The 14,898-nt window shown below is 68.4% G+C and carries 13 protein-coding genes; 7 read left to right on the forward strand and 6 right to left on the reverse strand.

Annotation, left to right across the window (positions count from 1 at the left end):
* Positions 1 to 205: 205 nt before the first annotated feature.
* A complete protein-coding gene (locus tag ACFU6I_RS37855; RefSeq protein WP_384375708.1) occupies positions 206 to 1,966 on the reverse strand; it encodes an IS1182 family transposase in 1,761 nt (586 codons plus the stop codon).
* Between the two features lie 132 nt (positions 1,967 to 2,098).
* Here ACFU6I_RS37855 and ACFU6I_RS37860 point away from each other — a divergent pair, with 132 nt between their 5' ends.
* The gene (locus tag ACFU6I_RS37860; protein WP_384375711.1) at positions 2,099 to 2,497 is read left to right on the forward strand and encodes a hypothetical protein; all 399 of its coding nucleotides are present in this window, start codon (positions 2,099 to 2,101) and stop codon (positions 2,495 to 2,497) included.
* Between the two features lie 60 nt (positions 2,498 to 2,557).
* Here the strand turns inward: ACFU6I_RS37860 and ACFU6I_RS37865 are convergent, their stop codons facing one another.
* A complete protein-coding gene (locus ACFU6I_RS37865; RefSeq protein WP_384375714.1) occupies positions 2,558 to 3,703 on the reverse strand; it encodes an epoxide hydrolase family protein in 1,146 nt (381 codons plus the stop codon).
* Between the two features lie 63 nt (positions 3,704 to 3,766).
* On the opposite strand from ACFU6I_RS37865, the gene ACFU6I_RS37870 reads away from it, so the two are divergent.
* From ACFU6I_RS37870 to ACFU6I_RS37880, 3 genes are all read left to right on the forward strand, one after another.
* The gene (locus tag ACFU6I_RS37870) at positions 3,767 to 4,732 is read left to right on the forward strand and encodes a helix-turn-helix transcriptional regulator (RefSeq protein WP_384375717.1); all 966 of its coding nucleotides are present in this window, start codon (positions 3,767 to 3,769) and stop codon (positions 4,730 to 4,732) included.
* Positions 4,733 to 5,042: 310 nt separating this feature from the next.
* Positions 5,043 to 5,759 carry a transposase gene (locus tag ACFU6I_RS37875; RefSeq protein ID WP_384375721.1) on the forward strand — a complete coding sequence of 239 codons (717 nt, stop codon included), beginning with the start codon at positions 5,043 to 5,045 and terminating at the stop codon, positions 5,757 to 5,759.
* A 209-nt stretch (positions 5,760 to 5,968) separates the two neighbouring features.
* A complete protein-coding gene (locus ACFU6I_RS37880; RefSeq protein WP_384375724.1) occupies positions 5,969 to 6,763 on the forward strand; it encodes an IS5 family transposase in 795 nt (264 codons plus the stop codon).
* Here ACFU6I_RS37880 and ACFU6I_RS37885 read toward each other — a convergent pair.
* The 3 genes from ACFU6I_RS37885 to ACFU6I_RS37895 form a co-directional block, all read right to left on the reverse strand.
* Positions 6,711 to 7,238: a hypothetical protein gene (locus ACFU6I_RS37885; protein WP_384375727.1), complete on the reverse strand. Its 528-nt coding sequence runs from the start codon at positions 7,236 to 7,238 to the stop codon at positions 6,711 to 6,713. The two genes, ACFU6I_RS37880 and ACFU6I_RS37885, sit on opposite strands and share 53 nt — an antisense overlap.
* A 128-nt stretch (positions 7,239 to 7,366) precedes the next feature.
* Positions 7,367 to 8,812: an NF041680 family putative transposase gene (locus ACFU6I_RS37890; RefSeq protein WP_384375730.1), complete on the reverse strand. Its 1,446-nt coding sequence runs from the start codon at positions 8,810 to 8,812 to the stop codon at positions 7,367 to 7,369.
* A gap of 151 nt (positions 8,813 to 8,963) precedes the next feature.
* Complete coding sequence (locus tag ACFU6I_RS37895; protein ID WP_384375733.1) at positions 8,964 to 9,767, reverse strand: IclR family transcriptional regulator; 804 nt, start codon at positions 9,765 to 9,767, stop codon at positions 8,964 to 8,966.
* Between the two features lie 78 nt (positions 9,768 to 9,845).
* Between ACFU6I_RS37895 and ACFU6I_RS37900 the strand changes: the two genes are divergently transcribed.
* From ACFU6I_RS37900 to ACFU6I_RS37910, 3 genes are all read left to right on the forward strand, one after another.
* On the forward strand, positions 9,846 to 11,216 hold the full coding sequence (locus ACFU6I_RS37900; RefSeq protein ID WP_384375736.1) for an SLC13 family permease: 1,371 nt from the start codon (positions 9,846 to 9,848) through the stop codon (positions 11,214 to 11,216).
* Positions 11,217 to 11,287: 71 nt separating this feature from the next.
* The gene (locus ACFU6I_RS37905) at positions 11,288 to 12,061 is read left to right on the forward strand and encodes an enoyl-CoA hydratase/isomerase family protein (RefSeq protein WP_384375739.1); all 774 of its coding nucleotides are present in this window, start codon (positions 11,288 to 11,290) and stop codon (positions 12,059 to 12,061) included.
* A 47-nt stretch (positions 12,062 to 12,108) separates the two neighbouring features.
* A complete protein-coding gene (locus ACFU6I_RS37910) occupies positions 12,109 to 13,524 on the forward strand; it encodes an acyl-CoA synthetase (protein ID WP_384375742.1) in 1,416 nt (471 codons plus the stop codon).
* 173 nt (positions 13,525 to 13,697) lie between these two features.
* Here the strand turns inward: ACFU6I_RS37910 and ACFU6I_RS37915 are convergent, their stop codons facing one another.
* The gene (locus tag ACFU6I_RS37915; protein WP_384375745.1) at positions 13,698 to 14,789 is read right to left on the reverse strand and encodes an integrase core domain-containing protein; all 1,092 of its coding nucleotides are present in this window, start codon (positions 14,787 to 14,789) and stop codon (positions 13,698 to 13,700) included.
* Between the last annotated feature and the right edge of the window lie 109 nt (positions 14,790 to 14,898).

Raw genomic sequence — 14,898 nt, forward strand, 5'->3', positions numbered from 1 at the left:
GAGCACAGGCCGCACCAGGGCATCGCGAATGCCCGCCCCCTCCATCCGCTACCTGCTCCGATCGAAGATCCGGGCACTATCGCGCGTCTCGACATACGCAGACGCACGCGACTCGGCGGCACCCTCCACGAGTACCAACATGCGGCCTGACCAGCACGGATGAGGTATTCGGCAAGCGCAGGATCTTGGTGGCTAATCCCAACTGTCATGCAGCGAGGCGGAGTTGGAGTCTGGCGAGGTGGCTGTGGTTAGTGCGGTCGAGGGGGTGGCCGTTCCACCAGGCGTTGAGTCGGATGAGGTTGAGGGCGGTGGCGCTGGTGGTGTGGTCGAGGTGGGTCTTGGCAAGGCCGCGGTAGCGGGCTCGGCGCAGGCCGGTGGTGTGGGTGGCCTGGCGGATGGCGCCCTCGACCCCGGCGCGGAGCGCATAGTCGCGCTGCCAGGTTCCGTCCTGTTGCTGGGCGCGGGCGGTGCGGATGGTCTCGGTGAGCTCACGGGGGTGGAGGCTGAGCCGGCGGCCCTTTCGTGAGCTGGTGCACTGCTCCTTGGCCGGGCAGGGGATGCAGTCCAGGGCGGCGAAGGCAACGACGGTCTTGGCCACGCCCTCCTGGACGACGTCGTTCCAGGTGGCGCTGATCTTTCCGGTCGGACAGACGGCTCGCTTGCGATCCCAGTCGATGGTGAAGTCGTCTGCGGCGAAGCCTTGTTGGGCCTTGGCCTGGCGGGAGGTGTCGAGCAGGACCGGGGTGACCAAGGCGATGCCGTAGTCCTTGGCGGACGAGACGATCAGGTCGGCGCTGGGGTAGCCGGAGTCGAGGTAGTGCCGGGCGGGCGGCAGGTGGCGGTGGCGAAAGGCCTGGTGGATCGTGTCCAGGGCTTTGCTGTCCGGCAGGGCGGAACAGGTGGTCGTGACGTTGGTGATCAGGTTCGGGCGAGTCGGCCGGTCGCCGTCGGCCTGCGGGTGGCAGGTCTCCGAGACGTGCAGCTTGTAGCCGTTCCAGAACAGGTCACGCTTGGCGGACCAGCGAGTGTCGGTGTCGTAGGGAGAGGCCAAGCGGGCCGGGGCGGGCGGCAGGCCGTCGCCGCCGCTCTCGGTCCGCTCGCGCTGCCGGATCCGCAGCCTGCCGGCCCGGTCGGTGGTGCGGGTGTAGTTCTGCACCAGCACGCACCGCAGGGTCTGCACCGCGGGCAGCTCGCGCAGCCACCCCGGCGAGGCGGGCGCGTAGAGGGCCTGCAGCAGCGTGTAACCGTCGGCGGCGTAGGCGAGCGCGAGTTCGTGCTGCTTGGTCTTGGAGGCAGGCAGTCGCCAGTTGTCGATCCGGTCTGCGTAGCGGTGGCTCCAGTCCTCCACCACCAGCACCTGGTCGACCCATTCGGGGCATGCGGCGGCCAGCGCGTTCAGGGTGGCGCGGACGCTCTCGCCGACCAACTCGAGTCGATTCAGATCCCGCACCGCGGCAACGATGTGCGTGGAGTCGGTGCGTTGGCTGCCGCCCGCCTGCACCAGATCCAGGGTCTGCAGGCGCTCCAGCAACAGGTCCAGTACACGTTCCTCCAGGCCGTGGGCGACGACACGGGAGCGGAACTCCGACAGCACGCTGTGGTCGAAGCCCGGATCCTCCAGGTCCAGGCCGAGTGCGTATTTCCAGGCGAGGTTCTCGCGAACCTCGTCAGCAGCCTGTCGATCGGTGAGGTTCGCGGACTTCTGCAGCACCGTGACCAGTGCCAGACGCCCCGGTGACCAGCCCGGCTTGCCCACCTGGCCGAACGCGTCAGCAAAGGCCGCGTCCGGGAACAGCTCCCCGAGCCGGTCACGAACCTGCACCGCCAGCGGTGCCTCCCGCCTGCCCCGATACATCGCCCTAATCGCCGCCGCGACCTGCGGATCCGGCTCAGGCCAGGACTGCGGCTGCATCGACACGACACACTCCGATCCCCAAGGAATCACGACGAGATCAACGATCAGCATGATCCTATCCGCTGGAGTCGTCGTTCCTCAGCGATCAACTCCGGCTCACAGCAGCCGAATTGGAATTAGCCACCAAGATCGTACAGGGTTTGAGGGCTCGTGCCGGGGTCCCGGAGAGGTCGCGGTGCCGTCTTGCGGGCCACCGGACGGCGACGCGGAGCGGCCGTTCGATGCCGTGGCTGGCTCACCCAGCAGCGACAGGACTGGGGCCGGCACAACGAGGAGCAGCAGCGGCGGCTGGGCGAGGCGGGCGTGAAACCGGGAGCACGACCCCAGAAGACCGCAGCGCGAACCAACGCGAAGGCTGGGGCAGCGAAGGGTTCCGACGCGTTCACACGGGGCGTAACAGCCCTCAAGCAGTACGTCGAGAGAGAGGGCGCGATGCCCGGCCGGGGCCACATCGAAGTCCTCCCCGACGGCACGGAGCACCGCACCGGCATCTGGATCGGCAACCAGAAAGCCCGCCGCGACAAACTCGACGCCGAGCAGCTCCGCACACTCGCCGAGCTCGGAGTGGAGTGGGCCGTGTAGCAGCACAGAACGCCGCCCTGATCGTCTACGCCGCTCGACGAGCTCCCCGGAGCGCAGGTGTCAGGCGCCGAGCGAGCCGAAGAAGGCGCGGACGTCGCTGACGAACGCCTCCGGCTGCTCCAGGGCGAGGAAGTTGCCGCCGCGCTCCAGCTCGGTCCAGTGGGTGACGTTGTGATCGCGCTCGGCGAAGCGCCGGATGGCGATGTCGGTGTGCAGGGCGACGGCCACGCCGGTCGGGACGGTGCCGCGCGGCTTCGGGGCCCAGGCGCTCGGGTCGTGGCCCGACTCGTAGTACAGGTTCGCCGAGGAGCCCGCCGTACCGGTGAACCAGTAGACGCTGATGTTGGTCAGCAGCCGGTCGCGGCCCACGGCGTCCTCGGGGAGCTCGGCGGCGGGGTCCGTCCACTCCTTGAACTTCTCTGCGATCCAGGCGAGTTGGCCGACCGGCGAGTCATGCAGTCCGTAGGCGACGGTCTGCGGGCGGGTGGACTGGATGGCGTTGAAGCCCATCTTGTCCTGCTGGAAGTTCTCCATCCGGGCCAGTCGCTCCTGCTCCGGACCGGTCAGCCCTTCGAACTCGGCGGGGTCCCCGGAAGGGAAGGTGACCAGGCCGTTGACGTGGACACCGATGACCCGGTCCGGAGCCTGGCGTCCCATTTCGGCGGCGATCCAGGCGCCGCCCCCCGTTCCCTGGACGCCGTACGAGTCGTAGCCGAGCCGCCCCATCAGCTCGACGAACGCGCCCGCGATCCGGCCGGTGTTCCAGCCGGCCTCGCCGAGCGGACCGGAGAAGCCGGTGCCGGGGGTCGAGGTCACGACGACGTGGAAGTCCTCCGTCAGCGGCCGGATGACCTCGGCGAACTGTACGAACGAGCAGGGCCAGTCGTGCATCAGAAGCAGCGGAACTGCCGACGGGTTCTGCGAACGGACGTGCAGGAAGTGGATGTTCTGGCCGTCGATCTCGGTGGTGAACTGCGGGAACTCATTGAGCTCCGCCTCCGCCTTGCGCCAGTCGAAACCGTCCGCCCAGTACGTGGCCAGGTCCTTGAGGTAGGCGGTGGGTACACCCCGGCTCCAGCCGGTGCCGGGGATCTCGCTGCCCCAGCGCGTACGTGCCAACCGCTCGCGCAGGTCGTCGAGTTCGGCCTGCGGGACGTCGATGAGGAAGGGGCGGATCAGGGCGTCGGTGTTGCTGCTGTTCTCCATGGGTAAAACAGTAATCCGGATATAGGCACGATTCATGCCTAATTGAAGAACAGGCTGGGTCTCATGCTTGATACCTCCGCACGTCTGCTGCGCCTGCTCTCCCTGTTACAGACACCGAGGGAATGGCCGGGCTCCGAACTGGCCGAGCGTCTCGGGGTGAGCGGCCGAACCGTCCGCAACGACATCGACCGGCTGCGCGAGCTCGGCTACCCCGTGGACGCCACCCGCGGAGCCACTGGCGGCTACCGGCTGGGCGCCGGGGCGGCCATGCCCCCGCTGCTCCTGGAAGACGAGGAGGCCGTCGCCGTAACGATCGCCCTGCGCACCGCGGCGCAGGGCGCCGTTCCCGGCACCGAGGAGACCTCGTTGCAGGCGCTGACCAAGCTGGAACAGGTGCTGCCCTCGCGGCTGCGCCGGCGGGTGCGGGCGCTTCAGGCGTACACGGTGGCCGTACCCGCCGACCGCCCTGCCCCGGCCGTCTCTGCGGACGTGCTGACGACCCTGGTCTCCGCCTGCCGCGACCGGGAACGGCTGCGCTTCGACTACCTGGACCACGCCGGCTCGCCCACCCGCCGCGTCGTGGAGCCGTACCGGGCGGTGAACTGGGGGCGGCGCTGGTACCTGGTCGCGTGGGACGTCGAGCGCGAGGACTGGCGCACCTTCCGCGTCGACCGGATCGAGCCCCGCACCCCGACCGGACCGCGCTTCCCCCCGCGCGAACCGCCCGGCGGCGACGTGGCGGCGTACGTCTCCCAGCGGGTGTCGGCCGCGGCCTGGCGCCACCACGCGCGGGTGACCGTCCATGCCCCGGCCTCTGCGGTGATCGAGCGGATCAACCCCGCCGTCGGCACCGTCGAGGCGCTCGACGACGACACCTGCGTCCTGACCACCGGCGCCGACACCGTGCAGACCCTCGCGGTCTACCTCGGCATGCTCGACTTCGACTTCGACGTCACCGAACCCGCGGAACTGGTCGACCACCTGCACCGGCTCGCCGAGCGCTACGCCCGTTCCACACGTACCGATTGAGTACGGGTCGCTGTCGGGAGCTCAGAGAGGAACCGTCGCGTTGGCACAGTCACGTTGACTGAACCGCCGACTTGTATGGGGGGTAGCGGGACGCGGTCGGGTTGGCCGCTCGTAGCGTGCCGTAGGACGCCGGACCGGGTGACTCGTGAACCGTCTGCCGCTCTTCGGGGCTGGCTCTCCCGGGGTATGTCGCCGGTCAGGTGTCCGTCCGCGGTCTGACTCAACAGAGGCGTGTCCCGGCCGGTTGGTTCCGGAAGTCGGCGTGTCGGCCGTGGATGCCCTGTCGTCCGACCGTGAGGAACACTGTCCCGTGATACTGCTTGGTGTTGACCCCCACAAGTCCACCCACACCGCCACCGCCGTCGAGCTGGAATCAAACCAGCAGGTCGGGACGATGCGGATCGAGGCAAGCCTGACGGACTACCGGCGGCTCCTGGCCTGGGCCAAGCGGTGGCCGCAGCGGAAGTGGGCGGTGGAGAACGCCAACGGATTGGGCCGGCATCTCGCTCAGTGGCTCATCGCCCGCGGCGAGAGCGTCGTCGACGTGCCTGCCGCGGCGACCAGTCGGGTGCGCGAACTCTCCCGCGGTGGGCGGCGCAAGAACGACCAGATCGACGCCGCGGCCGCGGCCACCGTCGCCTATCTGCAGGGAGACGGACGGGATGTCCAGCCCGAGGACCACACCACGGCGCTGGCTCTCCTGGACGAACGGCGTGTGAACCTGGCCCAGGCCCGGGTCCGCACGGTCAACCAACTCCACGCGCTGCTGCGTGATCTGCTGCCCGGAGGCGCCCCGACCCAACTGTCCGCGGACTTGGCCGCCAAACTGCTGCGGTCCGTCCGTCCCACCGGCGACGTCGAGACCGTCCGCAAGAACATCGCCTGGGATCTGATCGCCGAGATCCGGAAACTGGACAAGCAGCTGACGGACAATGCTGCCCGAATGCAGAGCCTTGTGGAGGCATCAGAAGCCGTATCTCAACCGATCATGGAACGGGCGGGTCGAACAGGTTTCCCGCCGGGGTGATCTTCCCGTTGTGCGCGCATGAAGACAGGGCCTCTCGGTAGCTCGGGGATGCGAATCTAACCGAGCAGTGCCGGGAGGCCCTGGTGTCGTTGTTGTACGCGTCCGAGCCCGTTCAGTTCAACTCGGCCGCTCCATCGTGTGATTGCCTCGCGCATGTGTACGGCAACGCGGCCGACCATCCCGACCGGGAACGCCGGTATCCCTCGGACATGACGGACGCGGAATGGGCGGCCATCCGGCCGTTGCTGCCGGTGCCGGCCTGGCTCCAGGGCCGGGGCGGGCAGCCCGAGGGCTACTGCCACCGCCAGATGCTGGACGCGATCCGTTACCTGGTCGCGGGCGGGATCTCCTGGCGAGCGATGCCCGCGGACTTCCCCGACTGGGGCCGCGTCTACGCCTTCTTCCGCCGCTGGCGCGAGCACGGGCTGATCACCGAGTTCCACGACCGGCTGCGCGGACGGGTGCGTGAGCGGGAGGGCCGTGAGGCGGAGCCGACGGCCGGGATCATCGATGCGCAGTCGGTGAAGGCCGCGGCCTCGGTGCCGTCCGTCTCGCGCGGCTGGGACGGCGGGAAGAAGGTGGGCGGCCGCAAGCGGCACATCGTGACCGACTGCCTCGGTCTGCTGCTGGTCGTCGCGGTGACCGCCGCGAACGTCGGGGACCGGGATGCCGCGGTGGGCCTGCTGCAGCGGCTGCGCCGCCTGCACCGTGACATCTGCCTGGTCTGGGCCGACGGAGGCTATACCGGCGGCCTGGTCGACTGGTGCCGGCAGAAACTCGCGCTCACCCTGGAGGTCGTCAAGCGCACCGACGACATGGCAGGGTTCGTGGTGCTGCCGAGGCGCTGGGTGGCAGAGCGCACGTTCGCGTGGTTGATGCATTCGCGCCGACTGGCCCGGGACTACGAGACGTTGCCGACCAGCAGCGAGGCGATGATCCGATGGTCGGTGGTCACGCGGATGGGGCGGCGTCTGGCACGGGCACGGGCCGCCGGCCGACGCTGAACATTCCCGACGTCTCCTGCACGAGCCACCCGCGCTCCGCCAGGCGCCGGGCCTTCGAGCGCACCCCCTCGACCTTCGCCGACGTTGCCTCCAGGCCCAGCTGAACCGTGATCTCTTTGGCCTTCAGCGGTTTTTGGCCCGCGGGCTGCCGATCGTCGAGCACGCCCAGGATCCGCTGGTAGTCCGGCGCCAGCACCGTCACCGGCAATCCTTCGCGCCAAGGCGGCACGATCGAGCCCGGCACCGGCGCGGGCGAGGACACGGTTTCCGCCTTCGCCTCGGTCACGGCGGTGGCCTCGGCAGCCGATGCTGCCAGGGCTTCGACCAGCTCTTCCCGCGCGATCACCCGCCGGTCCAGCTCGATCTCCGCAGCCTCCAGCACCCCAGCCAACCGGGCGACTTCCTCCCGCAGCCCTTCCACCCGCACCCGGGCAGCTGTCTCCCGCTCCTCCAGCATTCCCAGCACCGACGCCATCGCGCACCCCTCGCTCATGGAGCGGAAACAAGACGCCGGATGTCTCCCTCATTCCGAGCTAGACCATGCCTGACCAGCAGAAATCAAGCGATCACGTTCGGTTGAGATACGGCTTCTAAGCTTGGCGTTTATCCTCGGCGGGCTTGGTGTTCCTTGATCGACTCGGCGCGTTTGACCGTCTTGCCGACGTCGTGGCGCTTGGCCCGGTGCTTGTTCTTCGAGCCGGGAGGCCGTCCCGGGCCTGGCCGGGACGGTTTTGGTGCGGCCGCCGGACGGGCCGCCGTCGCGCGGACGTTGCGAAACCCCCAGCGGACGCGGGCGGGAGTGAGGCGGCGGGGCTCGGCGGGTCGCTCCCAGGGGCGGCGCAGGTCCTCGGCGAGGGGGCGGGCGAGGCGGAGCTGGGTGTGGGCGGCGATGATGAGCCAGGTCCACAGATCGGCGCTGTCGGCGTGGCGGACCTTCGGGGCCGTCCAGCCGAGCGTCTGCTTCAGGAGCCTGAAGGTGTGCTCAAGATCGAATCTGCGGAGGAACGACTGCCACCAGCGGTCCACGTCCACCGGCGTCGCGGCGGTGGCCGAGCACCACAGCCAGACCGGTTTCGGGTCGCGGTCGCCCGGCAGGTGCTCGACCTGCAGTCGCACCAACGTGCCGTGCAGGACGGGCAGTTCCTCCTCGACGTGGTCCAGCCATGGGCCGCGGTGGGTGAGTCTGGGGTGCATCCGGTCCCAGGCCATCGCCTCGGCCTTGCCGTAGCGGGTGGTGTCCGTGCTGGTGGTGACGTCGGGCTGGTGCCAACTGTCGGGCTTGGCGAAGGTGAGGACGCCGCCGTGCCGACGGGGCCGCCCGCCCTTCGGGCCGGAACGCGCGGGGCCTGCGTCGCGGAGCATGACCCGGTCCGAGCGCAGGCGCCCGACCAGCACGACCGGCAGGTCGGCCAGGGTGTGGGAGAGGTAGGTGACGTCGTAGCCGGCGTCCATCACGATCAGGATCTCCAGGTCGCCCGGCCTCCAGTGCCCGGCTTGCGTCAACCGCTCGACGACATCGCGCAGTTGGGCGGCGGTGACGAGCGTCGCGTCGTCGGCGGGCCCCAGGCGCACGGCGTCCAGCAGCGCGACCCAGGAGGTGCGGCCGGACTCCAGCGCGGCGACGAAGGAGTACGGCCAGCCCAGCACGAACTGGTCCGTCTTGCGGTCGCCACGTCCGTAGACGTGGCAGAACAGCCGATCGTCGCTGGTCGGGGCATCGGGGCGGAGCCAGTTGCTCACGTCCACGGCCAGCACGATCCGCCCGTCGGCCGCCTTCGGCAGCGGCAGGCCGGCCAGCGTGCGGCGCAACCGCGTCGGCTCCAGCCAACCGCGGTCCAAAGCCGCGTACAGCGCGCCGTGCCCGCGCCGGTGCTCGACCGCCAGCGACAGCTCGACCAGGGTCTTTACCGGCCCGTCCGCGCACAACACCGCGTCCGTGAGCTCGAAGAGCGCGTCCTGGCGGGCGTAGAGGCATTCGTAGAACTCGACCCGAAAGCGGGACAAGATGTCCAATGCGTCGCTTGCGGGCGCGTCGACCGGGAGACTCATACGCAGCGGCCGTTCTCTCGTGCTTGGTGACTCGACATCTCGAAGCGTGGAGAACGGCCGCCCCTGTTGTCCCGGAAAGAACTGCAGATCAGCAGGTCGGGTGAACTGCGAGGATAAACGCCAAGCTCAGCGCGGCAAGTGCCGGAACGGTTCAGAGCGCGTTGTGGATTTTCTCTGCGGTGTCGTGCACGGCGCGGCCATAGGTTTCGTACTTGTCGTCGGTGATTCGGCTGGTGGGTCCTGAGACGGAGACCGCAGCGACTGGCTGCCCCTGTGCGTCGAGGATGGCGGCGCCGACAGCAGTGATGCCATTGCTGAGTCCTTGGTTGTTGATGGAGTAGCCGCGTGAGCGTGTCTCGTCGAGTGTGCGGCGGAGGGCGCCGGGGTCGGTGATGGTGTGCACCGCCTGGGCGGGGAGGGTGTCGGCGAGGAGGTTGTCCACGAAGTCCTTTGTACTGGCGGCAAGGAATGCGAGCCCGGTAGCGGAGGCGTGCAGGGGAATCCGTTTCCCGAGGGGGAGGAATGCGCGGAGGGGGTGCGCGGTATCGAGACGTTCGATCAAAACGAGTTCGTTCCCGTCGGGCGCGCACAGGTGGATCGTCTCGGTCGTGGTGAGTTGTAGTTCGTTGAGGAACGGCAGCGCTGCCTCCCGGACCTGTTGATGGTCGCGGGCCTGACTGCCGACCGCGAACGCCCGGTAGGTCAAGTGCCACCGCGTCGGCTGGGTCGTCGAGGGCCGGAGCCAGCCGAGCTCGTGCAGCGTGAGGAGGCAGCGCTGCACCGTGCTTTTGGGCAGGTCGACCGCTCGCGTGAGCTCGGAGAGGCCGGCCGGCTGCAGCTCGGCAACGGCTTCCAGCACGCGAAACGCAGATACCACGCTGTTGGTCGTCATGCCCTCTCCCCAACTGTTGACGCCCGGCCCGGTGGGGGCTAACTTGCGGCGACACTGTTCCATCTGTCGAACCAGCGTGCCACAGAGTGGACCAGTTTGTGAAGTGAGTCGCTGTTACTCCCCACGGAAGAGGGATGACATATGGCAGGACAGCTCGCCGCGTTGGTCGCGTTCGTCGGCATCTTCACGGCTGCGGCATTGCGCAAGGTACATATCGGCATCCTCATGTTCGCCGCCGCGTGCGGTGCCGGGATCTGGCTGGCGGACCTGCCCCTTGCAGACGTGATTGCCGGATTCCCGCTGAACATCCTTGTGTTGCTGGTGGGCGTGACGTACTTCTTCGGCGTCGCGCAGGTCAACGGCACCATCGACGGCATCATCGACGCCACGCTCGCCAAGGTCGGCAGCAGGACGGCGCTGCTGCCGCCGGTGTTCTTCGTGCTCACCGGTGGCATCTCCGCGATGGGGTCACCACTGGGCGGTCTGGTGATGGCACCGATCGGCATGTCGGTCGCCGACAGACGCGGCCTCGACCCCATGCTGATGGCCCTGGCGATGGGAACCGGCCTGAGCGCCGGAGGGTTCGCACCGAGCAGCCTGTTCGGCATCGTCACCTACGGAACCGCGCACGCGGCGGGAATCGAGCTGAGCCCGCTCCTGCTGTTCGCCGCCGCCCTCGTGGTCAATGTGGTGCTGTTCGGGTGCGCTTACTGCATGTTCGGCAGGCTCTCCCTGCGGTCGCGCCACGTCACCTCATCCGTGCCGGCGCCGAAGGTCGGCGCCCTGGCCTCGAGCGGGACAAGCAGCCACGGCCCCGCCTCCACCGGTGGCACGCCAGGCACCCCCGTCGCATCTCCCGGCATCGAGCAGACGTGGGGGGAGAGGAAAAAGAAGTTCACGCGGATTCAGGTATGCACCATCTTCTGCATGCTCGGTCTGGTGGGCGCGGTCATCGTGCTGTCGGTGACCGACCGCGCCCCGGACATCGGTGTGCTCACGTTCGCGTTCGGCGCCGTGTTGGCCCTCGTGGACCCGAAGTCCGGAAACAAAGCAGTCACGAAAATCGACTGGTCCACCGTGCTTCTCGTCGGCGGCATCATCACCTACGTCGGCGTGCTCGACCACATGGGAGCGGTGGACCTGCTCGGCAAGTTCGCCAGCAGCTTGAGCGTCCCCCTGCTCGCGGCCTTGCTCATCTGCCTCGTCGGCGGCCTGGTGTCCGCGTTCGCTTCCACCACCGGCATTCTCGCCGCCTTGGTGCCGCTGGCGCTGCCCCTGGTCGCCTCCGGCGACATTCCCGGTTGGGCGTTGATCTGTTCCCTCGGTATCTGCGCGTCGATCGTCGACGTCTCCCCCTTCTCGACCGTCGGAGCAACCTTCGTCGCCACCACAGTCGACGAGCGGCAACGGCCCCGCATGACCCGTCTGCTCACTCGCTGGGGGCTGTCGATGGTCGTCCTTGGCCCACTCGCTCTGGTCGGGGCCCTCGTCCTCCCGGGTGTGTTGCTGTGACCGCGCAATCGATCGGCAACAGGCCCACCAACCGTGAACAAACGACTCTTCCGCACACTGAGGTGACGGGCATGACGTGCGAAGTGAGCATGGCCGTCAACGATGCCATCGCCACCCTCACCATCGACAACCGCACCCGTGCCAACGCGTTGACCCGTTCCATGCTCGACGCTCTGGCCGGCCACCTCCGAAACCTCGACGTTCGCTCCGACGTCGCGGTCGTCGTGCTGGCCGGTGCCGGCAGCAACTTCTGCGCAGGCCTGGACATCACCGAGATCACCGCCGGCCGCCGGGCCCGCATCGTGGACGACTTCATCGAAGTCGAGGACGCGTTGGCGCACTGCAGCAAACCTACGATCGCCGCGGTGCAAGGCCATTGCATCGGCGCCGGCGTCCAATTGGCGATCGCGTGCGACCTGCGGATAGCCGCGCGCACGGCGCGGCTGGCCATCACTCCGGCCAAACTCGGCCTGGTCTACCCCGCCAGATCGATCGAACGGCTCGTTGGCACCGTCGGCCCAGCCGTCACCAAGCGGCTGCTCTTCACCGCGGACATGATCACGGCAGACACCGCCCTGGGCTCCGGGCTGATCACCGACGTCGTCGCCGAGGACGAGTTCGACATGGCGGTGGCACGCCTCGCCGCCACCGTCGCCTCCCGTTCACCGACCACCATCGCCGCCGCCAAACAGATGACCGACCACGCCGCCTCGCACGGGCACGTGTCGTCCGCATTGCACCAGCGGTGGCGCAACGGACTCGACACCGACTTGGCCATCGGCCTGGCCGCCTACGCCGCCAAACGCACACCGGAGTTCCGAGCCGCCGCATTCCCGACCACATGACCTGTCATGAGACCAGCAGCGCAAGAGCCGAAAGGCCCCCCTCCACCATGCTTCTGAACGCCGTGGACGCAACCAACCCGAACAACGCCGACCTGGCCGACGCGGTCACCGTCGGCGACGACGTCATCTCTCACGCCGCCCTGTACCAGGCGGCAACAGCATTCGCCGCCACCCTGCCCGATGCCGGCCCGGTCGCTGTCTGCGCCACACCGAGCATGGAAACGATCATCGCGGTCACCGGATGCCTGCTGGCCGGTGTCCCCGTCGTCCCGGTCCCACCGGACTCCGGAGTCGCAGAACGCTGCCACGTGATCACCGACTCCCGTGCAACGTGCTGGGCCGGGCACGCACCCGAGGACGCCGCTCTGCCGGTGCTGCCAGTCCGGCGTCGGCCCGGAGCGACAGCCACGGCCTCACCGGCCGCGCGGATGGACGACGTAGCGATGATCCTCTACACGTCCGGCACGACCGGACCCCCCAAGGGGGTCAAACTGAGCCACCGCGCCCTTGCCGCCGGAATCGACGCCCTCGCCCACGCATGGGACTGGCACCCCGACGACACCGTCGTTCACGGCCTTCCCCTGTTCCACATGCACGGACTCGTCCTCGGCGTGCTCGCCTCGCTGCGGATCGGCTCCCGCGTCGCCCACACCGTCCGACCCCGCCCCACCCACTACGCCGCCACCCCCGGATCGATGTACTTCGCAGTGCCGACCATATGGTCCCGCATCGCCGCGGACCCGAGCTCCGCACAAGCCCTCCGCCCAGCCCGACTGCTGGTCTCGGGCAGCGCCCCCCTCCCCACGACGGTCTTCGAAAGCCTCACCGGCCTCACCGGCCGCGCACCCATCGAGCGATACGGGATGAGCGAAACCATGATCACGCTGAGCACCCGCGCCGACGGGGAACGCCGCCCAGGCTGGGTCGGCGAATCCCTGCGCGGCGTTGAGACCCGGCTGCGCGCCGACAACGGCGACACGGTGCCACACGACGGCCACAGCATCGGTCGCCTCGATGTCCGCGGCCCCATGCTCTTCGACGCCTACCTCAACCGACCCGACGCCACGGCAGCCGCCTGGACCAGCGACGGCTGGTTCAGCACCGGTGACGTCGCGGTCTGCGACCCCAACGGATACCACCGCATCGTCGGCCGCGAATCGGTCGACCTGATCAAATCCGGGGGCTACCGGGTCGGCGCCGGCGAGATCGAAGCCGCCCTGCTCACCCACCCCGCCGTCCGCGAAGCGGCCGTCGTCGGACACCATGACGCCGACCTCGGCCAACGCATCGTCGCCTACATCGTCCCCGACGACACCCAACCCGCCCAGCACCTTGCGGACCGTCTCATCGACCACGTCGCCACCAGCCTGTCCCGGCACAAACGCCCACGCGCGGTCGTCTTCCTCGACGCCCTGCCAAGGAACGCCATGGGCAAGGTCCAAAAATCGCTGCTGTGCACATGAGCGCGCGTGACGGCTCAGGGTCATGAATCACTTGGTTGGCTCCGCCATACGGACCGAGCTTGGCGCCATCGCGCGTAGGAAGTTGATCTGGCCCCACCCGAAACGACAGTCGCCTTATCTGGCTGGCCAGATAAGGCCGACCCTGTGCGTGCCGATAACTTCATCCGCGCAGTTCAAGCGGCATGTTGATACTCGTGCAGGATGCCGCCGAGTCGATCACGTCTGCGGATGTCGAGGTGGTTGAGTCGGTCCGGTTCGGTGATCGGTTCGGGCAGTGAGCGCAGGGGTGCGGCGGCGTGGAGGGCGCGGTGGGGCCGGTGCTCGTTGTAGAAGGTCTCGTATTCGCGGAGCGCGTGCAGGAGATGGGCCTGGTTGAGGATCAAGGTCCGGTCGAGGAGTTCGGCCCTGCAGGATCGAACCCAGCGCTCCATGATCGCGTTCATGCGCGGCACGCGGATACCGGTCTTGACGATGGCGATGCCTTCGTCTTCGAAGACGTTGTCGAACGCCCGGGTGTACCTGCTGTCGCGGTCCCGGATCAGGTACTTCATCGTGACCCCGGCGTCCTGCAGGTCCATGACCAGGTTTCTGGCGAGTTGCGTGGTCCAGGCCGCGGTGGGGTGGGCGGTCGTGCCCATGATGTGGATGCGGCGGGTGGCGTGCTCGATGATGGCGAAGACGTACAGTCGGGCCCCGGTCAGGGTGCGGGTTTCGAAGAAGTCGGCGGCGAGGATCGCGTGTGCTTGGCTGCGCAGGAAGCCGGCCCAGGTCTGGTGGTCGCGCTGGGGTGCGGGTTCGATGCCGTGGGCTTGGAGGATTTCCCAGACGGTGGAGGGGGCGACCTTGATTTCCAGGGCGGCGAGCTCGCCGTGGATGCGCCGGTAGCCCCAGTTGGGGTTCTCTCGGGCCAGGCGCAGGATGAGGGCTTGGATGGTGCGGATGGTGGGCGGTCGGCCGGGCCGTTTCGGGCGGGAAACCTTGGCGTGGCGGCGGCGGAGCAGATCGCGGTGCCAACGCAGGACCGTATCGGGGGAGACGATCAGGTGCAGCTGCCGAAGTTGCGGCTTTGGGAGTCGGTGGAGGAGGGCGGCGCGGAAGGCCCGATCGGACCGGGTGAGGCGGGGCTTGTCGATCTGGCGCTGCAGGGTGGCGAGCTGGTGGCGTAGCGTCAGAATTTCGATGTTCTTGTCGATGTCGCTCATCGGCAGCAGCCGTATGAAGGTGAACACGCTCGTGAGCATCAGGTACGGCAGTCGCAGCAGCACGATCGATCATCCTGGCGTACGCATCCGGCGCTCCTCAGCCGTATCAGAATACATGCAGGTCACACGCTATGGATGGGGTTTTCGGCACCCACAGGGTTCCCCGTGTGTT

Source organism: Streptomyces sp. NPDC057486, from assembly GCF_042802415.1.
Lineage (GTDB): Bacteria > Actinomycetota > Actinomycetes > Streptomycetales > Streptomycetaceae > Streptomyces > Streptomyces yanii.